This window comes from Streptomyces sp. NPDC030222 (assembly GCF_055573115.1).
In genome coordinates this window covers 535,458-556,005 of the sequence record NZ_JBVICA010000001.1, presented here as the reverse complement: position 1 = coordinate 556,005, position 20,548 = coordinate 535,458, and the positions used below count along the sequence as shown (strand labels likewise).

Genomic DNA, 20,548 nt, shown 5'->3' with positions numbered 1-20,548 from the left:
CGGTCAGCCGGACGGTCCGTTCAGCCAGATGGCCATGCTTCTCCCGTGGCCGCGGCGATCGCGTCGGTGTGCCGGGCGGGGCCCGGAAGGTGCCCGTTGCGGCCCGGCCACCGGAACACCAGGCGGCAGTGCTCCTTGTCCAGGACGTCCCCGGCGGGCAGCAGGTCGTCGGGCCTGCCGGCGGGGTGGACCGTCAGGATCGGATCAGCGTGCTTGCTGTTATCGTCGGCGCGCACGTGGCGGTCCCATGCCCGCACTGTGGCCGCCAACTGCTCGGCGAGCTGCGGGCCCTGCTCACCGAAGGCATGGACGAACCACTCCCACTCCTTGTCCTCGGGGCGCTCGCCATACCGGGTCTGGACGTTGATCAGGTAGGCAAGCGAGGCGTCGCCGACGATCGCCGGCGTGTCACGGTCCTTCGCGATGCCGGTGACGCCCGTTTCCGTGTCCTGGTGCGCGGCCAGTCGGCAGAACGTGGGCAGGGTGGTGGCCGCATACAGCTGCAGGGAGCCGAAATAGGCGCCCGCCCCCATGGTCACGCCGGTGCCGAGCTCGTGCCGAGGCCCGAGCAACGCCTCCTCCAAACCGGCTGTCGGGGTGGCGATGCCGTTCTCGAAGCGGAGCGTCAGCTCACCGTCGAGGAGGTCGGCGACCGGGACGGTGCGGGCGTGCTGCCCTTGGTCACGGACGAAGCCGCAGTACGTGAAGTGGCGGGCGTGCAGCACGTGGCCGCGCCGCTCGAGCGTGATCGCCCGGGTGTAGCCGCCGATTTCCAGCGGCAGAACCAGGCGTCCGCCCTCCGCCAGTTGCTCCCACCAGGCCGGGGCGATGTCCCAGCAGTTGTAGGTGATCAGACTGCCGTCGAAGCCGCCGCGCGGCACGAGGTGTGCGGGTGCCCCGAGGGCCGCGTCGGCCTCGACGACGGTGACGCGTCCGCTGCCGGCCTCCGTGGTGAACCGGCGGGTGCGGCGCACGACCCACGGGTCGATGTCGACGGTGACCACGCGCCCCTCGGTTCCGGCTACGTGGGCGATCAGTTCGGCGTTGTAACCGCCGGACCCGGCCTCGAAGACGATCGCGCCCGGCTGAAGGTGCAGGCTTTCGATCATGTCGGCCTGGAGCCAGGCTGCGGACACCGAGCTGATCGCCGCTCCGGTCTCGTCCCGCCGGGTGATCACAGCCCGGTCGCCGCCGTCGTACGCGGTCGCGAGGTTCGCTTCCGGGGCGAAGCGGTGGCGGGGCACGGTCCGCAGCGCCTCTTGGACCCGTTCGGAGGGGGCCCAGCCGCCGTTGATGACCGTCTGGGCCATCTCGTGGCGGAGCCGGGCGGCTTCGGCTGGCTCACCGGGCACGGGCGGCTGGTCGACGGCGAGGGGGTAGGCGTGGACGGGCGGCAGGTCGGGGATGATCCCGGGCCAGATGGCGGCCAGTGCCTGTACGGCAGGGGTGAAGACGTCGCCGACGCAAGACAGGGCGTGCAGGTCATGCCACTCCCACCGGTCGAACAACTTCGGCTCGTGGTTGGTGAGGGTCCCCGACCAGGCGGTGATCCGGACAACGGCCGTGAGCCGGGGCACCCCGTGGCTGTCGTCGGCGAGCATCGTCACCACATACGCGTCCGAGGCCGAAGCGGTTAGGCCAGTCTCCTCACCGAGCTCGCGGACCGCCGCCGCGGCGAAGTCCTCCGGTCCGGAGGTCTTGCCGCCGGGCAGCTCCCACATGCCCCGACGCGAGCGGCCGAGTAGGACCCGCCCAGCCTCGTCGGTGACGACCGCGAGGGCTCCGGTCACGGCGTGACCAGTGGGTGGTTGCCGCCTCTCGACCGCCGTGGTGTCCCTGTGGCAGGAGCCGCGCAGAACGAGGACGGTGAGCTCGTCCGCTTCCAACCGTACGACCTGCTTCCAGCCGGCGGTGAGCAGGCCGATCTCGTCCTCGTCGAGGGCGATGTCCCGCCGCTCCGCGGGGGTGTGATCGACCACCGGGGTGATGACCACGAGTGCGCCGCCGGGCCGCAGCCGCTCGCCGAGGGCGTGCAGGACGCGGCTGCGGTCGCGCAGGAAGGGATACATCAGGCGCAGGCTGATCAGGTCGTATCCCTCCTGGTGCAGCTCTGCCGGGTCGTCGTTCTCGATGTCCAGCTGTAGCCAGCGCATCCCCTCCGCTTCCGGGTGTTCCTCGCGGGCCCGGGCGATCGCGCTGCCGGCGAAGTCGACGGCGTCCACGGCGTAACCGAGGGACGCGAGGTAGGCGGCCAGTTCGCCGGTGCCACATCCCACGTCGAGCGTCCGACCGCCGCCTTCGGGGACGGGCGTGTGCTCGGCAAACACAGCCCGCTCGGCGTCACCGACCTGCCGGAAGTTCTTCCCGTCGGCGTAGTGCTGCTGCCACTCCTCGCGGTGGGTGTATCCCACGGTGCTGCTCCTCAACTGGTGTGGTGCGGTGGACGATGCGGTGTTCAAGGGCGGCCCGTTGAGCGCAGGCGGGCCAGGGTGCGGCGGCCCCGTTCGACGAGCTCCGGATCGCAGTGGGCGGCGCTGTACTGGATGCCGGAGACGGCGTCCAGGGCAGCCAGGACGGCCAGGTGCTCCTCCTCAGCCGGGGTGAACGGGCGGCCGTAGCCGTCCATCACGGCCTCGTACAGGTCCGGCCGGCCTGCCCAGGCGTCGGCCAGGCGCACGAAGTCCCGTACGGCCGGGCCGTCTTCGCTCCGCTCGAAGTCGATCACGTACAGGCTCCCGCTGGCCTCGTCCCAGCGCAGATTGCGCAGCTGGAAGTCGCCATGCGTGGGCCCCGTCTCCAGGGGAGGCAATGCTGCGGCTTTCACCACCATCGCCCGGACGAACTCCTCGTCTCCGGGGCCGAGGTGCCGCCGCGCGGCGTCGAGGTGCCGCTCCCACTTCCCCAGGGGCGCGGTGGCGCCAGTCACCGGCCGGGCCGGGGCGCTGCGGTGGACGGCTGCCGCGAGCTCACCGATGCGGTGGAAGATCCGCCGCTGTTCTGCGGGTGGGTGGACGGCGCCGTGCAGGGAGCGGCCCGGTACCGCGGTGATGACGGCAGCCCGCAGCTCCTCAGCGACGGCGACCAGACGGGGCGCGGCGGCGCCCAGGTCCGGGACCCAGGTGCGGTAGGCGGACACCTCCCGCTGGTGGAAGCGCTCGTTCTGGTGGACCTTGACGAACCACTCCCCGTCCTCGGCACCGACAGCTAGCCACACTTGGCTGCCCTCCCGCGCCCAGGAGACGTCCGTCCAGCCGGTGACGCGACCGACAGCTCGCTCGGTGAACTCCCGCAGTCGGGCATCCGGCCCGACCACGCCGGCCGTGGGGACGGGGCGGCACCGGTTGAGGGCCGGGTCGTAGGCGATCGGGTCGCCGGGCTGCTGGAAGTGCACGGCCATCGCCTGGCCCGTCCGGTAGGTGTCCAGCCCGGCACGGCAGTATGCGACCATCGGCTCCGGCAGCGCGTCGAGAGCGAACCAGTCCATCGCGTCGCAGACGGCCGGCTCCCGGACTGCGGGAGTGCCCTGCCAGATGCGGACCTCGAAGAACACCCCGGACCGTGCACCACCACCAGGACTGCGGTGGTGCACGGTCACCGCGAAGCGGACCTCCGCTGGGTCGATGACGACGCCGGTCTCCTCGTACGCCTCACGGATCAGGGCGCCGACGACATCCTCGTGAGGTCCGTCGAGGTGACCGGAGGGCAGGTGCCACATGCCCGAGGCGTAGACGTCCCCGGCGCGGCGGGACAGCAGGACCTCGGGGCCGGCGGCGCTGTCACGGCGCAGGATCAGGTGGACGTCGACCGGCTCCCGGTGCCGCAGCTCGCCGCTCACGACACCGTCCCGGGCCGGCGGGCCAGCAGCACGGTGAACACGGGCGGTGCGTCGAGGCGGTTGGGCACTCGTGCTTCGACGTTCACGCCCATCCCATCTCTGAGTAGGAGCGGCTGGAGCGGATGCCGTCGATGGCGGTACGGGTGTAGGGCACCATCGGCTCTGGCAGGTCGTCGAGCGGCCACCATTCCCAGCGGACGCACCGGTCCGGTTCCCGCACCTCCGGCTCTCCGCACCACGCCGACGCCCTGAAGAAGAGCTGGATGCGCGGCTCCGCATCGGCGTGGTCGAGAAGGTGGACCGTGTGCACGAGGTCCAGGTCCTCCGGCCTGATGACGAGACCGGCCTCCTCGACCGCCTCCCTGACCAGGCAGGACCGCACCGATTCCCGCTCGACGTGTCCGGCGAGCGCGTGCCACTGTTCGGCGGCGTACGCGATGTCGGGATGGCGCAGTCCGAGCAGGGTGTGCCCGTCGCGCTCCAGGTAGAGGTGGGCACCGATCACGTTCCTCACGGCCCCCGCACCGCCCTGTGATGCCCCGGGCCGCTGCTCGGGTACCGGCGCGATCTCGCTGAGGGGGTTCTTCGCACGGTGGGCGAGGATCGCCTCGTACGCCCAGGGACACATAGAGAGGTGGACCATGGTGTCCACGTCGAACCAGCGGAACATGATGCCTTCGGTGACCGGCAGCCGGTCGGCGTCCCCGTCCCACCGGCCCTCGTAGACCTGGATCCGGCCCTCGGTGACGTGGGGGTCCGAGGCTTCCACCGTGGTGAAGAACGTCAGGTGGGGGATGACGAGGTCGGCCTCCTCGCGGAGCTCGCGGACGATCGCCTCGTCGGGCGTCTCCTGTCCTTCGGGGCCTCCTCCGATCAGCGACCACGTGCCCGGATCGCAGATCGGCTTGTTCGCATCGCGCAGGTGCAGCAGGTACTGCCCGCGGCTGTTGGTGAGGATGACGGCGGTGCTGGTGGCTGTTGTGGAATCAGTGTGCATGGCTTTCGCCCTTCTCGGAGTGCGGGTCAGGCTCGCCTGTCGCCCCCGTATCGGTGTGAGAGGCGTCGGTCAGCGTCCAGCACAGGGCGCGGCAGCGGCTGGTCACCCGCTGGGCGCCGTCGGCGTCGATCTCTAGCCGGTAGGTGTGCGGTGAGCCGGCCGCGAGCCAGCGGTCGGCGACGTAATGGATCTCTGCCCAGATGTCGCGCGGCCCGAAGGTGGTGACCTCCCAGCGTCGGTGGCCGACGGGGCGTGCTCGCATCCAGGAGCCGCACCGGGGTGCGCCGATCGTCAGGTCTTCCGCGCTGCGGTCGCGGACGAGCCCGGGGTGGAGGTGGTCGAGGGCCAGCCACATGCCTCGGTCGGTGTCCGCCGGAGGCTCCAGCCGGCTGGGCCGGGTCCGGCCGCCTTCGGATGCGGCGATCTGTTTGCGGAAGGCGGCGGACAGGAACAGTCGATCGAAGCCCGCGCCGCCGCGATGCCCGAACTCCACCGCGACCAGTTCCGCCTCCACAACACCGGTCGGGGTTCTGGTGATCACTGCCAGGCCCGGCCAGGACGGCGAGGAGGTGCCCAGTGTCATCAGCGCACGTCCGCCCGGCGCGAGTTGGGCAACCAGGGCCGGCGGAATCCGGGGTACGGCGAAGGACACGAAGATCCGGTCGTACGGGCCCAACTCGGGCCAGCCGCTCAGGCCGTCCCCGGTGACCACGGCAGGTTGGTACCCCAAGGCCATCAGACGTGCGCGGGCGGCCTCGCTGACGTGCTGGTCGATGTCGAGCGTGACGACGCCGTTGTGGCCGCAGATGAAACTAGCCACGGCCGCGGTCACGCCGGCCCCGGTGCCGACGTCCTGCACACGCTGGCCGCGGCGCAGGTCCAGGCGCTGCAACAGGCCGGCGGTCATGCCCATCGTGCTCGACATCGCCGTCATGGCGCCGCCGGACCGGACGCCGGGGGCCCGGTTGAGGATTGGCTCGCCCTCGTGCTGGATGGACACGCTGTCCCCGCTGTGGAGAAGACCCAGCAGCTCCTCCCGGTCGGCGGGGCGGGACCAGTCCAGCAGCTCCCAGCGCGGCGGTTCGTCGGGGGCGCTGCGCCGCACGTACGCCTGCGGCATCAACGTCTCGCGCGGCAGGGCGAGCAGCGCATCGCGCACGACACCGGTCTGAAGGTCACCGGCCTCCTCCAGGCGGGCGACCATCTCTGTCCGTGCGGCCACGACCTGCGCATCCGTCGCGGCGGGGGAGGGCGGGGCGGGGCGCGGTTCGGGGAGCGCGGGGGCGGTCGGCCGGACATCCGCACCTCCGGTGTTCAGGTAAGTCACGGCATGCCTCCGTCCATCGCGCCCTGCGCCCTCCTCGGCGGGCGCAGGCCCCGGCGCAGGCACGGTCGGCCTGGCAGCGGCAGGCGGCTGCCCCGCAGTGTGGCCCGTGCCCTCCGGTGTGCGCGGAGTGGAGGGCATCTGTCGCAGGGCGCGCAGCGGCGAGCGGGCCAGGACCACAAGCGGTACGACGAGCAGGCACCCACCGGCGATCAGCGCGGGGCGTACTCCGGCCCAGGTGCCGAGTCCGCCGGCTAGCAGCGCTCCCAACGGCCGGGCGCCCGAGGTCAGCCAGGTGCTCACAGCCTGCATCCGGGCCTGCATGCAGTCCTCGGTGATGATCTGCCGGATCGACCGCTGGGTGGTGCCCGCCGCACCCGCGCAGGCCAGCTGAAGGAACAACGCTGCGCCGATCACGATCTCCCAGCCGAGCCCTGGCGAGGCCAGCAGCAGCGGGACCTGGGTGAGCGGCGTGAGCGCGAGCGCGCTGAGCATCATCGGACCGGGTCCGAACCGGTGCGCGATGGCCGGGGCGGACAGAGCCCCGGCCGCCGCGCCCAGGGCGCCGATCCCCAGGACCACGCCGAAGGCGGTCGCGCTCATCTCCAGGACTCGCAGGAGGTACAGCGCCCACAGCGTGTTGAGCGCGGCTAGGGCCAGCGACGTGGTGGCGTTGACCCAGGTGAGCACGCTCAGCCGGTGGTCGTCGCGCACGTATCGCAGGCCCTCGGTGATCTCCGTCCGCAGCCGGCGCTGCTTGGTCCGCGCCAGGGTCGTCTCGCGGGCCTGGATGCGGGCGGTGCACCAGGCACTGAGGAGGTAGGAGCCGACGTCTCCGAGGAGGGCGCGGGCCGGGCCGAGCAGCGCGGTGAGCGCGGCGCCGAGGTTGCTGCCACCGGTCGCCGCGATCGCGAACAGGCCCCCGATGCGGCTGTTGCCCCGCTGGATCAGGGACCGATCGACCAGCGTTGGCAGCAGGCTGATCGCCGCCGCGTCGTGCAGCACGCCCGCGGCCCCGTGAACCACGGCGACCACCATGAGCTGCGCCAGGGTCAGCTCCTCCAGGGCCGCGGCCACCGGCACCGTTGCCAGCGCCGTGGCGCTGACCAGGTCACCGGTGATCATCTGCCGTCGCTTGGAGTGCCGGTCGGCGAGCGCACCGGCGTGCAGAGCGAGCAGTGCGGGCGGCAGCTGCCCGCAGAACGCCAGCCAGGCCACCTGGCCGGGAGTGGCGTCCAGGTGGAGTACGGCGAGCACCGGGATCGCCATCGAGCTGATCGAGCTTCCCGCCACGCTGGCGGTCTGGCCGGTCAGGTAGCGACGGAAGTCGCGGTGCCGCCACAACGACGTGGACGCGTGTCCTTCACGGGGCCCGGTGAGCGGTCGACTGGTGGCGGAGGGGTTCACCAGCCCGCCTCCTCGGCTGTGGCGGTGCTGGGCTGGTAGCCGCTGGCTTGAAGGGTGAACATGGCGCCGTAGTCGCCGCCGCTGGCCATGAGGGCGGCGTTGTAGCCGCCGGAGCTAATCTCAAGGACGCGGTGGCCAGGCCGAATGCGGGCTGCTTCGAGCACGTCGACTTGGAGCCATGGCGCGGAGACGGAGCTGATCACCCGGCCGTCGGGCGCGTGGCGGGTGGGGATGATGTCGTTGGCGTACGCCGCTTCCACAGCGACGTCGGGAGCGAAGGCGTGCCGGGGAACGGCGCGGAAGGCGCGCTCGACAGCAGCGGTGCGGATGTGGCTGTCGGCGCGGAGTCGCTCGACGAGCTGGTGGCGAAGCTCGCTCACGTCGCTGAGTTCGGTAGCCGGGGGGTCGTCACGGTTGTCCTTTTGGTCGACCAAGGTGGAGTTCGCGAATTCAGGCACGCCGGGCGAAGCCGCAGTACGTCTCGTCGAACTGCGGTGACGTCTGCCTGGTCCCAGGGACTGCGCCCGGCGCGGCATGTTGGCACATAGGGGGCCGCAGCGCGGGACGAATTGAGGCGGGGTGGTCGTTCGTGTCAGCTCAGCCGCATCCCCTCCGCGGGGACTTCCTCGATCGCGGCGGTGGAAGCGACAGGAAGGCTCCAGCGCTCCCGAGCGGTCTCCGCAGCGAGTCCGGCTTGCCGTGCTCCGGGAGGGCCCCACCCCAGCAGGGCGGCTGCCTGTGCCGGCGTGGCAAGCAGGCGTGCGAAGGGGTGGCCTGTGGCGGGGTCGACGGCCGCCGGCCCGATGTCGGTGACACGGGCGGCCAGGCGGAGCCGGGCGTTGGGCCCCACTCCGCCGTAGACCTCGCCGGTCTCGTCCAGCACCCAGCCCAGTCGCACCGGATCAGTCAGAGTGAGCTGGGCTTCTTCGGCGGCTTCCCGGTGGAGGGTGGCCTCGGGCGTCGCGTCGGTCTTCTCCACGGTGCCGCCGGGCAGCATGGCCAGGGCACCCCGGGGGCCAGGGTCGGCTACGAGGACGACCCGGCCGTCGGGAACGAAGCACCACGCCCAGGCTTGCTGCACGGGGAGCTGCTCGGGCACGGGGCTGCGGTTGAGGGGACTGCCCCACAGGGGGCGGTAGCGGACGTGGACGTCATGGTGGTCCAGCGCCGGGACATCGAGAATGTGCCGGCCGTCAGCGAGGTGCGCGGTGGCGGTGTTCCCCAGCCGGGCACGGTAGGCGGCCAGCATGATCTGCCCGTCCACGGGGCGCAGCCGCTGCACCGCGTCCCGGGTTTCGAGGAAGCCGTAGTCGGACAGCTCCTCTCGGGGCAGGCGGATCGCCTTCGCCTGATCGGGGGTGAGGGTTCCGCCGTCGAAGACGTACCGGATCTCTCCGGGGCAGAGTGTGCCGGGCCCGATATCTGGGTGGTGCTGTGAGAGGGAGTGGATGGCGAGCACGCTCGAGAGGGCCAGGTCCGGCAGGCCCAGTTCCTCGGTGATCTCGCGCCGGCAGGCGAGGTGTGGGTGTTCGCCGGGTTCGACGACTCCTCCGGGCAGCAGCCACCGGTCGTCCTCGCGGTAGGTCGGGTGGACCAGCAGGACGCGGCCGACCTGGTCGGTGATGATCGCGGCGGTGCCGAGCCACACCGAGTGCCGGGTTGCGGCGTACTGCCCTGATGACAGGACGGACTGCGAGGCAACTCGTGCTGGCGGGCGGAGGGAGGAGGACATGGCTCTGCCTTTCGGTGGGGCGGTCATGCCTTGTCTACGACGCTGGGCGAAGCAGGCTGCGGGACGTTCGGGGTCGGGGCGTACTGGGCGGCCTGTGTGTCGAACATGGAGGCATATCGGCCACGTGCGGCGATGAGTTCGTTGTGCGTGCCGTGTTCGGTGAGGCGCCCTTGGTTGAGGACGTAGATGTGGTCGGCGTGGCGAACGCCGGACATGCGGTGGGTGACCAGGACGACGGCTCGGTGCGGGGCGGCGAGGCGGCGGATGCGGTCGAAGGCGGCGATCTCGGCTTCGGGGTCGAGGGCGGAGGTCGGCTCGTCGACGATGAGAACGCTGTCCGCTTTCGATGTTGAGCTGCGCCAGTGGGTGCGGGCCAGACCCACTTTCTGCCATTCCCCGCCGGAGAGTTCGATGGCTCCGCGGAACATGCGGCCGAGCATGCTGTCCAGACCGTTGGGGAGTTTGGCGGTGACGGGCCCGGCTCCGGCGTAGTCGACGGACTGCTGCAGGTCGTGGGCCGAGGCGTCGTGGGCGGGACGGCCGATGCGGATGTTCATCGCGGCCGTGACAGGCCAGCGCTGGAAGTCTTGGGTGAGCAGGGAGACGCGGTGGAAGACCTCGGCGCGTTGGAGCCCGGAGATGTCGGCCTCGCCCCACTTCACGGTGCCGTCGTGAGGCAGCAGGAGACCGGACAGGATCTTCATCAAGGTGCTTTTGCCGGAGCCGTTCTCGCCCACGACGGCGGTGACCGACCCCATGGGGAAGGTGAGCGTGACGTCGTCCAAGGCCGGTGCGTCGCGGTCGGGATACCGGTAGGTGACGTGCTCTAGGGAGACCTGCTTGACCTGGTCTGGAACGGGGTTGCCGGTCTGGGGGATGGCGCGTTGGGCGGCTTCGACCAGGAACTGTCCGTGGTCCCGGACGTAGAGGGACTCTTCGTGCAGCTGGTTGATGTTCATCACCAGGGCGCCCAGGCTCGCCGACCCGGTCCGCACCGCGATCACGGCGGTGCCGGCGACGGCGAGGCTCATGTGCCCGGCCATGATCAGCCAGATCATCGTTCCGTAGGTGGCGGCCATTGCCAGTCCGGACAGCGCGGAGGCGACCCATTCGGTGACGGCCTTGCTGGAGGCCAGACGCTCCTGCTCCGCCTCTGCGCTGGCGGCCATGCGCCGGTACCGGTCAAGGAGGAAGGGACCGACGGCGTGGATGCGCACTTCTTGTGAGGCGGTGCGTTCGGTGAGGAGGTTGCCGATGAGGCGGCTGGCCCGCAGGTGCTCGATCCAGCTCATCATCGACACGTAGCGTTCCTGTGCCACCCGCATGGCGCCCCAACCCCGGGGCGCGGCGATGACCAGCAGCATGGGCAGCAGCGCCGGATGCAGGACGGTGAGCACACCGGCCGTGGCGATCAGCGAGATACTGCTGTTCAGCGCGGAGACACAGGCGCCGATCATGCGGCGCGCGGAGGCGGGCCCGTACTGGGCGATGTCGATCAGACGCCGAAAGTCCGGGTCGTCGATGGCTTCGAGTTCGACGGCGGTGGCCGCGGCCAGGTACTGCGTGGTGGCGATCCGCTCGACCTTTGGCTCCAAACGGCCGGCCCGAGAGGTCGACCAGCCGGCCAGAGCGGAGTTGACGACGGCGACGCCCGCGGCGGCGAGCAGTCCCGGCAGCAAGGCGTGCAGCCGCTCGACAGCGTCTCCGCCCCCTAACAGCGCGTGCATGACCGCGTTGATGGCAAGCAGGCCGACCGCGGCGGCGATGCCCTGGCCGAGTTCGCTGATCGCCACTGCCACGAGCGCGCGGCGATCCGCGCTCCAGGCCATCCGCAGGGCAGCGCCGACGAGTCTGGGCATCTGGCGCAGCGCTGATCGCATGGTCAAGTCCAGGCCCGCGTGCTCGTGTTGGGACCAGCCCATGTCGTAGCGCAACGGCCCGCCGAAGAGCTCGCGTTCTGCCTCGGATACCTGGGGCTCCGCTATGTGGACCTTGCCGAAGAATCGCTTCACTCGCTTCCTCCCTGCGTCGGCCAGTTCAGAGCCCGGTAGGACGGGCCGTGGGTGATCATGTGGAAGATGGCGGTGGTGTACGGGTGGCAGTCCGGCGGGGGCTTCTCCATCGACACCCAGAACAAGCCCTCCTGCTTATCCGGCTCGGCGTTGTGCAGCTCGCCCGCCCAGGACTGGGCGACGAAGACGGCGGTGATCCGGTCCGGGCCGTCGCCGGAGTCGTGGTGGTGAATGAGGCCGCAGAACTCCTGTTGCTCGGCGCTGATGCGGACCCCCGTCTCTTCTTCCGCTTCGCGCCGCGCGGCGTGGTCGAGCGGTTCACCGGCTTCCAGATGGCCACCAACGACGGTGAGTTGTCCCGGTGCGAGGGCCGCCTCCGGTTTGCGACGTACGCACAGGGCTGCGCCGTTCGAGCGGAGCAGGACTTGGGCCACGTCAGCGATCAGCAGGTGAGGCGCGTCACTCACAGGCGGCCCTCCTGTAGCAGGCGTTCGACGGTGCGCCGGCCGCGCGCGGTCACAAGCGGATCGCCGTGCCGGGGGCCGTAGGCGAGGGCGTTGGCGGCGTCAGCTGCTGCGAACGCGGTCAGCGCGTATTCCTCTGTCCCGGACGGAGGCCGGCCGTACCCCTCGAACAGAGCGGTCCGCAGTTCGGGATGGTCCGGCCACAGCGAGGTGGCGAGTTTGACGAAGTCGGTGACACGGGGGCCCGGTTCGCTGCGTTCGAAGTCGATCAATGCGCAGCGCTGGCCGTTCCAGAGTAGGTTGCGCTCCCAGAAGTCCCCGTGCCGCCACCCGGCCGGTAGCGGTCCGCAGCCGGGCAGCGCGCTCACCAGGCGCCGCAGCAGGTCGGCTTCTGTAGTGGACAGGTGGTCGCCGGCCTCGGCGATGTGCTTGCCCAGGCTGGCCACAGTGTTCTCGACGACTGCGTCGGCTTTCGGTTGGACCAGGGGGCCGGTCATCGCGTCGTGGAAGCGGCGCAGGAGCTGGCCGGCTTGCCGATGGGCCGTGCGGCGGCGCGCGGGTGACTCCTCTTCCTTCAACGGCTCGCCGTCCACCACGGTCAAGATCAGGGCGAGCAGCTCCGCGGAACTGTCCCGCAGCACCGGGGCATTGCCGTGACCGAGGTGAGGATCCGCCACCCGGTAGGCACGGGTCTCCCGCGTGTACAGGATCGGCTTGGGCGCCACTTTCACGTGGTGGTCGCCGGCGGGGCGCGTCACCCTCCACACCTGGGACTTGTCGCGGTCGTGCGAGGAGTCCCGCACATCGTCCAGGGGGCCCAGCACGCTCTCCACCCAGGCGTGGAGGTGGGAGGGAAGACGAGTGGAGTCCGTCATGCGAGGTACCTCGTATCCGGTCGTGCGCCGTCGGAGAGCAGGGCGGCGCGGTCGGAGGCGAGGTGAAGGCTGGCGCCCGAGGAGGCAGCGGTGTTTTCGAACGCAGGATGAACGAGCGCAGGGCGGTGTACGGGATGCATGGGGGCTCCTCGGGGCGAGATGCGGACAGGTGATCGGGTAACGGCGGTTCTGCTGTCGCCGTAACGGGTGGATGCGGGCGAAATCTAGAACTCGATTTCGAATACCGGGCCCTCTCCTTCTGTGGTCGGGTGGGGCGGGTCGTGATGCTGTGTTCGATCACTCATGTGGGTTGCGGTACCTCCTGCGGGGGATTGCCGGGTGCCGCCTGGTCGGTCATGGCGTGGCGAGGTCCGGGCGGAGGGCGATGGCGTCGCGAAGGAAGCTGCGCTTGGAGTAGAAGGTGTGCTCGGTCGCCCAGCCGCGACTGGCGAGGTACTCGCAGAGCCAGTGATCGATCCGCTTCATCTCGATGAGGACCTCGTCCTGGTCGTGGTCGAGGATGCTGCGCGAGCGGAGGTACTCCAGCTCGCACTGGGACAGCACTACGTCGGGGGCCGCCAGGAGGGCGCAGCGGTCGAGGAAGATGCCGTAGACGTGTCCGGTGCGCAGCGACTCGCACTGGATGTCGTAGCGGACGCGCTGGAAGGGCGGCATGGCCCGGACCTGGAGGCCCAGGTCTTCGCGCAGGAACGTCTCGAAGCGGTCAGGGGTGATGTCGAGGCCAGGGGTGAGTTCCTCGCGGCGGGCGAAGGCGTCCTCGGTGAACCACTTCCGTTTGAGCACGTGCCCGGCGGTGACGGTGGGGATGAAGGAGGCGTAGCCGATCTCGGGCTCGGGGCCGGTGACGTCGAACAGATGGTTCTCGGTGTGGTGGATCTGGAACTCTTCCCGGTACTCCGGACGGCAGCCTTCCAGCTTGCCGTCGCGCAGTGCCTTGAGCAGTTCCATGGACGCGGCCCAGATGTCCGGTGCCGGGTCGAGGGTGTACTTGAACTCCAGCTCCGTGCCGGAGAAGTGCTTGCGGAAGTACCGCAGGTGGTTGTTGAGCGCCGTGCTCGACTCTGCGTGCGCCGTCAGCACGGGCCCGAGCCAGCGCAGTTCCTCGACCGGGCCGTGGCCGACTGGTTCTCGGGTGGTGCGGACGAAGCAGGCGTCCTCGGGGTGGAAGCGGATCTGCGCGTACGCGTGGTAGCCGCCGGGGTGTTCGGCCAGGTAGCACAGCGGCACCAGGCCGGGGGCGGCCTCGGTGCCGACCAGTCCGCGCAGGGCAGGGCCGGCGATGGCGTCGGGGAACAGTTCGCCGCCGTCGATCCTGGCCGCGCCGAGCCGGGTGCCGCCGGGGTGCAGCGCTTCGGCCAGGCAAGGCCCCAGCGCGTTCCAGCGGACGATCACGGTGGTGGCCGGCCGGCACACCTCTTGTGGTGGCACCCGTACGAGCACGATCGGCTCGTCTGGTCGCCGTGGCGCGGTGCGGTTGAGGAGGTGGACGCCGCCGAGGACGACCCAGGCCCCCCGGTCCGAGGTCTGCTCATCGTGCACGCTGGACTCCTTCGTGTGAAGCGGGCGCCACGGGTGATCGCCCTGCAGCCCGAAGGGGCCACCGGGTCGGCCGGGCACCCCGGATTGCTGCCTGCTCGTCGCTGCGACGTCCGGCCGGTTCGTCGGCCTAGGGTGGGACGGGTGAGTCATGGTGAAGTCGGTCAGGTGATCTTGGACGAGGCTGTTGCGGATGCCCGCCTCGCCGCATGGGAGTTCGACGGTGCACGGGCCTGGCTGGAGGAAGCCCGTCGGCATCCGATGGAGCCGCTGGCGGCCGAGGTGTGGGTCACCGACCCTGCTTTCGAGCACGTCCTGCTGGTCAAGCACCGCGTGCGCGGATGGGTGCCGCCCGGCGGCAAGGTGGAGTCGGGCGAGGCGCCGCGTGCGGCGGCGGCACGAGAGCTGCTGGAGGAGACCGGCCTGCGCAGCGAGCTGCTGCCCGAGCCCGCAGCCGTGGCGGTGCGTTCCTACCGGGCCGACTGGTCTCCGACGCTGGGCCTGTCCTATGCCGCGGTCGTCGGGCGCGACGTACCGCTCGCCGGGGAGCAGAACCAGCCGGCGGCATGGTTCCGTCTGGACGCCGACTGGGACAGCGTCTTCCCCGAGGACCGTGAGCGGATTCGTGCGCACGCTCGCCGCCTTGCGGCCGGCCGGGCGGTCGGCTCCCGCTGAGGTAGGCCCTTGGTCGCCGTTCACAGGACGGCCTCGATCCGATCGAGGTCGGCCGCGGGCAGGGTGACGAGCTCAAGGTCGTGCAGGAAACGGCACCACACCGGCTCCAGGCCGGGTTCGCGCTCGAACTCCTCACGGTCCAGGCACCCATTGGCGTACGCGGCGGTCCGCAGCGCGTGCTGCTGCAGCTGGTCGGGGTGGATCCACCGAGGGGCGCGGACCTCCCGGGGCGAGGGGCACAGCGGCCCGGAGACCTCGGCCTGGAAGATCCACCAGTGGTGGCCGACCGGACCGCTGGGCGTGCGGCGGCAGCGGTTGGGCCGCCACTGGTCCAGCAGCGGGTGCAGGTGGGTGACGGTGAGACCGACCTCTTCGGTGACCTCGTTGCGGGCGGTCTGTTCGGGGCCGCCATGCTGGTCGATGTGGCCGGCGACCGGGGCGATTCCGGCCGGAGGGGTCGCCCGCTCGAACACCAGGAGGCCGCTCGGGGAGGAGATCAGTACCCCGACGCTTGCGTGGTCACAGAGGCGGACCCTGCCGCCGGGAGCCGGGACTGCCGTGGTCATGCGGCGGCCTCCGGCCGTTGGGCGACGACGACGAGCCAGCTGGTCACCGTCGGGGCGTCGGGGGTAGTCATGGCGTAGGCGGTGTCGAGGATCTGCATCCGCTGGGCGTGGGTGAAGTCGCCTTCGGGCCGCGCGAAGACGGGGATGGACAGCCACGCCTTCTTCTCGGCCATGGTGCTGTGCTGGGCGGTGACCTCTGTGCCGACGACCGTCAGTCCCGCCGCGGTCAGCTGCTCGGTGACTGTCTCCAGCGGCAGCTTCGGCGGCCTGTCGGCGTCGCGAGGCGGTGGGGTGTATCCGTGGGCCTCAGCGGCGACTTGGCGGATGAGGGCGTTGAGGGAAGGCCCGGTGCGGGCGGGCAGTTCGTCGGCATGCCGGACGCCGGCGAAGCCGCCGCCGATGTTGAAGACGAAGTGCCCGCCTGGGCGCAGGATGTGGGCGACGGCCGCGAACACTGCGGTGGTATCGGTCTTCCAGATGGCGGAGTTGCACACCACGGCATCGGCGCTGCTGGCGTGGAGGTGGTCTGCGAGCCGTTCGGCCGGGGCGGTGATCCAGGTCAGGCGGGCGTCGGTCAGGGTGCGGCGGCCGACACGCTGCATCGCGGCGGCGTTGTCGACGGAGACGACCCGGGCGCGGGCGGGGATCAGGTCGAGGATCGCGCGGGCGGTCGCGCCGGCGCCGCCGCACAGGTCGACTACCAGGCTGGCGTTGGCCAGATGGCCTCGGCGGGCGAGGTCGCGGCTGGTCGCGTCGTACATGGGGTGGGCGCGGGTGAAGGCGTTGTACGCCTCGGCGTTGCTGTCCTCGTCCCAGCCGAGGATGGCGTCCTGGGGTGCCATGTTGCTGTGGCCTCGCTTCTCAGGGCGGCCCGGCAGTGCAGGCCGGGCGTTCGGACAGGGTCAAAAGAGCGCGGACTGTACGGCGGCGGGCGGTGAGGAGAACTGTGCGCCGAGGAGGATCCGTCGGCCCTTGAGGGTGCCGAGGTCGAGCAGGTAGGGCAGTTGTTCACCGTCGCCGTCGAGGGTGGCGAGGACCTGGGAGCCGAGGCAGGAGAGCACCGTCAGCCCGTGCTCACCGGAGCGTGGGTCGTGCGGGTACAAGGCGCGCCCGGTCTCCGGCGTCCGCAGCAGGTCGCCTTCGCCGGGCGGCGTCCACGGTTCCGGCGTGGCCGGGACGTTCAGGCCGCTCAGGGCCTCGGTGGCGCGGTCGAGGTGCTGCTGGTGGGCGGCGCGGGCCGGGGCGAGGTCGCGCAGCTCGGCCAGGGCCGTCAGCTTGGCCGCGGCTCGCACGGTCTGCGTCAGGCCGAGGCGGCGGGTGAGGGCATCCTCCAGAAACCGCACTGCGCGGCCGTCAGGACTCCGGACGAGGTAGGTGGCGATCAGGGCGCCCTGTTCGTCGAGGCGGGAGCGCTTACGTGGTTCGGCCGCGGTGCCGATCTTGGTGGTGCCGTCAGCGAACGTCGCCAGGTACAGCCAGTGCGGCTGGGCCATGTACGCCGCCAGGGCGTCGGGAACGTGCCCGCCGGAGTGGAACCGGTGAGCGAAGCGAAAGTCGTCCCGCCCGGCGCAGGCCGCGCACTGGCCGCCAGCCTCGGCCGGGGCCCGCTCAGGGCAGGCGACTGCCTCGACGCGGACGCGGTCGGCGAACCGGTACCGGCCGGTGCACCACCGGCCGGTACCGCTCACCTGGTAACCCAGGCGCCTGCCCGTGACCGGGGCGTAGACAAGCGGTCCGCCGGTCACGGGGGCGAGCAGAAGACGGGGGTCTCCGCTCGCCCAGGTGATGCCGTGGCAGACGTATGTCCCGCTAGCGGGCAGGGCCTGGTCCATGGTGCGTTCCTTGTCGATGGGGGAGGGAGGGCCGGGTCAGACGGTCAGGTGCAGACGGTCGGCCAGGGCAGCGGCGGCGGCCTTGAAGACCTGGTCGCGGTCCAACTGGGCGACGTCCAGCGTCAGCCAGGTGCCGCGCTCTGCCTGTTCGCGCATCTGGTGCAGGACGGTGTCCTGGTAGCGGATGAAGTCCTCGTCACCGCCGCCGGCGTGGCCGGCCTCCAGGGAAGTGAACGAGCCTTTGCGGACGAGAGCCTCGCGGGCACCGATGTTCAGGAAGAACACCAGGTCCGGCTTCGTCAGATGCGCGAAGACCTGCTCGCACAGGCGGGGGCAGACCTCGGGGTTGACCGCGTACCGGGCGAGGATCTTGTGGTGCGCGTTGTCGAGGATCAGGTGGGTACCCGCGGCGAGGGCCGGCTGGATGACGAGCCGGTCCTGCAGGGTGTACCAGGAGGCCAGGGCCAGCAGCCAGTAGTGGTCGCCGCATGCCTGGGCGACGCGGGCGTCGCGCCGGTAGACCAGCTCGTTGAGGCGGTCGAGGTAGGCGGACAGCTCCGGGTCCTGGGGGACGTCGGTGCTGCGCTTGCCGATGAGGACTGCCGTGTGGCCGGCGTCGTTGAGGGCCTGGTGCAGGCGGGCGGCGAGGGTGGACTTGCCGGCCCCGTCACCGCCGACGAAAGTGATCAACTTCCCGGCTGCGGTGGTGGTCGGCGCGTTCGCCGTCATCGGGATTCTCCCAGGGCGTGGGTCGGGCTGGCGGTCAGGCGGCCAGTGATGATGGTGCGGATGCGGTCCACCAGGACGGCGCGCTGGCGCAGGACGTCGCTGTGACGCTCATTGGACAGGTCGGCGGGATAGTGGGTGGCGAGGTTGTTGGAAATGACGTGGAGGTAACCGAATCTGATCCCCGCCTGGCGCGCCGCCGCCCCCATGGGGCCGATCTCCGGGTCGACGAAGGCGTACGAGGCGGTGTGCTGGAGAAGCCAGTCGCGGTTCTCCAGCAGGATCGACGGGGAGGAGACGTGCAGGCCGCTGCGCACCCCGTCGTGGGCGGCGGCGTAGCCGCCGAAGAAGTCGTCCCAACTCACCATCGCCCCGCGCACCAGGCTGGTGTTGCCGGTCGCCAGCCAGGCGTTCGGTTCGACGCCCGGGGTCAGTGAGCCGACCTTGCCGACGTAGACGACATCGCCTGCGCCGAGTTCGGCAAGGCGCGCGACGACCCGTCCGGCCACGTCTCCCCAGATGCTGTGGAGGAACCCGAGATAGACCACGCGACGGCCCGCGACCTCGGTGCGCTGCCAGGCGTAGCCGGGCCCGCGGGTCCACACTCCGTTCTCGTGAGCGAGGTACTGAAGGCCCCAGCCGACGATCACCAGGTCGCCGTCCAGTTTCAGGTCAAGCGAGTTGAGCGCCGTTCGGCACTCCTCCTGCTCGGGCGGCTGATAGGTGACGGTGTCGGCCGGGCGGCCGGTCATGGCCAGGTAAGTGGCGATGATCAGGGCGTAGTGCTGGACATAGTCGGCTCCGGGGAACGCCTTGACGACGAGGTCACGGCCGTGGACCTCTGCGGTGGGCCGCTCGATGTTGAACAGCTTCCCGGTCTTCTCGTACCGGGAGACCACCGCCGTGCGGTCGTAGCCGCCGATAACGCGGATGCTGTCCCAGTTCTGGTCCTGAATGAGGTGGTGGACCTTGATCTCCAGGTAGCGCAGCAGCCTCGAGTGGGTCATGGTGTGCCCGGCCGGCTCGATCGGGGCGGCGCGCAGGAGCCCGGGGGCGGGGTCGGCCAGTAAGGGGGTCATCGGTGCTCCTCGGCGATCGTCACGGTGCTGCCCGCCGCCGCGCGGACGACGGAGATGTTCTTCCGGATGAGGTCGAACCGGTCCTCGGGGATCGGGCCGAGCTTCTCGATCCGGGGCGTGGAGGGCTTCTCGTACGGCCCTTCGGGCAGCAGGGCGACGCCCATCGCGCCGAGGATGACCGGGGCCGCGCCGTCCACGGAGGAGATCCACTCGTGCTCGCGCTGCTCGATCAGCTCCAGGTGCCCGGTCCGGCCCAGACCGAGCAGCCGGTAGACGAGCAGATCGTCGACCAGGCCGTGGTCCTGCAGGTAGGCGGTCGCCACCCAGCGGGTGCGGCACAGCTGCTCGTCGGGATCCGGACGACGCGAGGCCGGCAGGGCGATGGACCCGGCCCAGTCGCTGGCCACGAAGGCGTCGTAGGTGCGCAGCCACTCGTCATCGTCCGCGGCGTGCAACACCGCGCACAGCCGGAATGCATCGCCGGACAGCTCCCGGATCTCTCGCGCGGCCTTCTCGCTCGCCTTCAAGGTCGCGGCCCCGTCCCGCATGACGTCCGGCAGGATGATCTCCCTCGCGGACACCGCCAGCGCGGCTTCGACGAGGCTTTCCGCCGGCAGGGCGTAGCCGAGGTCGAAGAGCCCGTTATCGACGATGATCTCGGCGCCACGCTCGGCCTCGCGAGCGAAGAAGCCCCGGTAGATCTCGTCGGACAGCACGTGCTGGGCGGCCACGTGGTGGACGCGGGCCGGCTCCTGGGCGACGAAGTTCTCCAGGTAAGCAGGCGGAGCGATGACGGAGAAGTCGATGCCCGTGGTGCTGATCACGGCGCCCCCCACAGCCCGGTGGTGAGGGTGAGGAACTGCTGGGAAAGAAGGGGGTCGGTACCGAAGCGCCCGCCCGAGTGCACCGTGGTGGTGCGGGCCTCCTCCATCCGTACGCCACGCATGCTCATGCACAGGTGCACGCCGCGCACGGCGACGGCGACGTCCTCGTGTCCGATCACGCCATGGAGGTATTCGGCGACCTGGCGGGTGAAGCGTTCCTGGACCTGCAGTCGGCCGGCAAAGTGCTGGGCGATCCGCCCGAACTTCGACAGGCCCACCACCTCGCCGTCCGGCACGTATCCGGCCGTGACCTGCAAGTTCATGGGCAGCATGTGGTGCTCGCAGAGCGACCACACGCTCATGCCGCCCACGATGACCAGCTGACCACCCAGCTGGGACTCGGTGAAGCAGGTGGCCGTTGCGGCGCCGTCCGGGGCCAGGAAGGCGTTCCACCAGGCCGCGACGCGGTCCGGGGTGCCGGTCAGCCCCTCGCGGGCGGGGTCCTCGCCCAGCTCGACCAAGAGCTGGTGGATCAGGCCGGCGACCCGGCCGGTGTCGATGACCGCAGCGGGCCCGGGGACGGCGGCGGTCGGCGCCGCTGCCGGGCTGGCGATAGAGGTCGTCATGGGCGTCTCTCGTTTCC

Annotated in this window: 18 protein-coding genes; 1 reads left to right on the top strand and 17 read right to left on the bottom strand. The window is 70.8% G+C overall.

All coding sequences use genetic code 11. The features are described from left to right. Positions 1-20: 20 nt before the first annotated feature. From fxlM to ACZ4Z5_RS02380, 10 genes are all read right to left on the bottom strand, one after another. The gene (gene fxlM, locus ACZ4Z5_RS02425; RefSeq protein ID WP_468255401.1) at positions 21-2,411 is read right to left on the bottom strand and encodes a methyltransferase, FxLD system; all 2,391 of its coding nucleotides are present in this window, start codon (positions 2,409-2,411) and stop codon (positions 21-23) included. Between the two features lie 44 nt (positions 2,412-2,455). Next, the gene (locus tag ACZ4Z5_RS02420) at positions 2,456-3,835 is read right to left on the bottom strand and encodes a phosphotransferase (RefSeq protein WP_468255398.1); all 1,380 of its coding nucleotides are present in this window, start codon (positions 3,833-3,835) and stop codon (positions 2,456-2,458) included. Positions 3,836-3,917: 82 nt separating this feature from the next. Further along, the gene (locus ACZ4Z5_RS02415; protein ID WP_468255395.1) at positions 3,918-4,832 is read right to left on the bottom strand and encodes an NUDIX hydrolase; all 915 of its coding nucleotides are present in this window, start codon (positions 4,830-4,832) and stop codon (positions 3,918-3,920) included. Beyond that, on the bottom strand, positions 4,822-7,563 hold the full coding sequence (locus ACZ4Z5_RS02410; protein WP_468255392.1) for an MFS transporter: 2,742 nt from the start codon (positions 7,561-7,563) through the stop codon (positions 4,822-4,824). The genes ACZ4Z5_RS02415 and ACZ4Z5_RS02410 overlap by 11 nt, the downstream gene beginning before the upstream one ends. Next, entirely contained in the window at positions 7,560-7,943 is a 384-nt protein-coding gene (locus ACZ4Z5_RS02405; protein WP_468255390.1) for a hypothetical protein, read from the bottom strand. The genes ACZ4Z5_RS02410 and ACZ4Z5_RS02405 overlap by 4 nt, the downstream gene beginning before the upstream one ends. Positions 7,944-8,155: 212 nt before the next feature. Further along, entirely contained in the window at positions 8,156-9,295 is a 1,140-nt protein-coding gene (locus tag ACZ4Z5_RS02400; RefSeq protein WP_468255388.1) for an NUDIX hydrolase, read from the bottom strand. Between the two features lie 23 nt (positions 9,296-9,318). Further along, positions 9,319-11,307, bottom strand: a complete 1,989-nt coding sequence (locus ACZ4Z5_RS02395; protein ID WP_468255385.1) for an ABC transporter ATP-binding protein — start codon at positions 11,305-11,307, stop codon at positions 9,319-9,321. Further along, positions 11,304-11,774: an NUDIX domain-containing protein gene (locus tag ACZ4Z5_RS02390; RefSeq protein ID WP_468255382.1), complete on the bottom strand. Its 471-nt coding sequence runs from the start codon at positions 11,772-11,774 to the stop codon at positions 11,304-11,306. The genes ACZ4Z5_RS02395 and ACZ4Z5_RS02390 overlap by 4 nt, the downstream gene beginning before the upstream one ends. Continuing rightward, positions 11,771-12,646 (bottom strand): aminoglycoside phosphotransferase family protein, encoded by an 876-nt coding sequence (locus ACZ4Z5_RS02385; RefSeq protein WP_468255380.1) that lies wholly within the window; start codon positions 12,644-12,646, stop codon positions 11,771-11,773. The genes ACZ4Z5_RS02390 and ACZ4Z5_RS02385 overlap by 4 nt, the downstream gene beginning before the upstream one ends. A gap of 354 nt (positions 12,647-13,000) precedes the next feature. Next, on the bottom strand, positions 13,001-14,206 hold the full coding sequence (locus tag ACZ4Z5_RS02380) for a hypothetical protein (protein ID WP_468255377.1): 1,206 nt from the start codon (positions 14,204-14,206) through the stop codon (positions 13,001-13,003). 141 nt (positions 14,207-14,347) lie between these two features. Here ACZ4Z5_RS02380 and ACZ4Z5_RS02375 point away from each other — a divergent pair, with 141 nt between their 5' ends. Further along, on the top strand, positions 14,348-14,878 hold the full coding sequence (locus tag ACZ4Z5_RS02375; protein WP_468255374.1) for an NUDIX domain-containing protein: 531 nt from the start codon (positions 14,348-14,350) through the stop codon (positions 14,876-14,878). Between the two features lie 20 nt (positions 14,879-14,898). Here the strand turns inward: ACZ4Z5_RS02375 and ACZ4Z5_RS02370 are convergent, their stop codons facing one another. The 7 genes from ACZ4Z5_RS02370 to folE are packed head-to-tail and all read right to left on the bottom strand — an operon-like array spanning position 14,899 to position 20,531. Further along, on the bottom strand, positions 14,899-15,444 hold the full coding sequence (locus tag ACZ4Z5_RS02370) for an NUDIX hydrolase (RefSeq protein WP_468255371.1): 546 nt from the start codon (positions 15,442-15,444) through the stop codon (positions 14,899-14,901). Beyond that, positions 15,441-16,286 carry a class I SAM-dependent methyltransferase gene (locus ACZ4Z5_RS02365; RefSeq protein WP_468255369.1) on the bottom strand — a complete coding sequence of 282 codons (846 nt, stop codon included), beginning with the start codon at positions 16,284-16,286 and terminating at the stop codon, positions 15,441-15,443. Before ACZ4Z5_RS02365 ends, ACZ4Z5_RS02370 begins: the two co-directional genes overlap by 4 nt. A 60-nt stretch (positions 16,287-16,346) precedes the next feature. Next, positions 16,347-17,276, bottom strand: a complete 930-nt coding sequence (locus ACZ4Z5_RS02360; RefSeq protein ID WP_468255367.1) for a DUF2797 domain-containing protein — start codon at positions 17,274-17,276, stop codon at positions 16,347-16,349. A 36-nt stretch (positions 17,277-17,312) separates the two neighbouring features. Then, entirely contained in the window at positions 17,313-18,005 is a 693-nt protein-coding gene (locus ACZ4Z5_RS02355) for a dTMP kinase (protein ID WP_468255365.1), read from the bottom strand. Next, complete coding sequence (locus ACZ4Z5_RS02350; protein ID WP_468255362.1) at positions 18,002-19,081, bottom strand: hypothetical protein; 1,080 nt, start codon at positions 19,079-19,081, stop codon at positions 18,002-18,004. Before ACZ4Z5_RS02350 ends, ACZ4Z5_RS02355 begins: the two co-directional genes overlap by 4 nt. Beyond that, a complete protein-coding gene (locus ACZ4Z5_RS02345) occupies positions 19,078-19,905 on the bottom strand; it encodes a hypothetical protein (protein WP_468255360.1) in 828 nt (275 codons plus the stop codon). The genes ACZ4Z5_RS02350 and ACZ4Z5_RS02345 overlap by 4 nt, the downstream gene beginning before the upstream one ends. Beyond that, the gene (gene folE / locus ACZ4Z5_RS02340) at positions 19,902-20,531 is read right to left on the bottom strand and encodes a GTP cyclohydrolase I (protein WP_468255358.1); all 630 of its coding nucleotides are present in this window, start codon (positions 20,529-20,531) and stop codon (positions 19,902-19,904) included. The genes ACZ4Z5_RS02345 and folE overlap by 4 nt, the downstream gene beginning before the upstream one ends. Positions 20,532-20,548 lie beyond the last annotated feature (17 nt).

Coding starts and splice junctions, on each gene's coding strand:
- ACZ4Z5_RS02360 (WP_468255367.1), bottom strand. CDS start 17,276: ATGGACCAGGCCCTGCCCGCTAGCGGGACATACGTCTGCCACGGCATC.
- ACZ4Z5_RS02355 (WP_468255365.1), bottom strand. CDS start 18,005: ATGACGGCGAACGCGCCGACCACCACCGCAGCCGGGAAGTTGATCACT.
- ACZ4Z5_RS02350 (WP_468255362.1), bottom strand. CDS start 19,081: ATGACCCCCTTACTGGCCGACCCCGCCCCCGGGCTCCTGCGCGCCGCC.
- ACZ4Z5_RS02415 (WP_468255395.1), bottom strand. CDS start 4,832: ATGCACACTGATTCCACAACAGCCACCAGCACCGCCGTCATCCTCACC.
- ACZ4Z5_RS02385 (WP_468255380.1), bottom strand. CDS start 12,646: ATGACGGACTCCACTCGTCTTCCCTCCCACCTCCACGCCTGGGTGGAG.
- folE (WP_468255358.1), bottom strand. CDS start 20,531: ATGACGACCTCTATCGCCAGCCCGGCAGCGGCGCCGACCGCCGCCGTC.
- ACZ4Z5_RS02400 (WP_468255388.1), bottom strand. CDS start 9,295: ATGTCCTCCTCCCTCCGCCCGCCAGCACGAGTTGCCTCGCAGTCCGTC.
- ACZ4Z5_RS02370 (WP_468255371.1), bottom strand. CDS start 15,444: ATGACCACGGCAGTCCCGGCTCCCGGCGGCAGGGTCCGCCTCTGTGAC.
- ACZ4Z5_RS02365 (WP_468255369.1), bottom strand. CDS start 16,286: ATGGCACCCCAGGACGCCATCCTCGGCTGGGACGAGGACAGCAACGCC.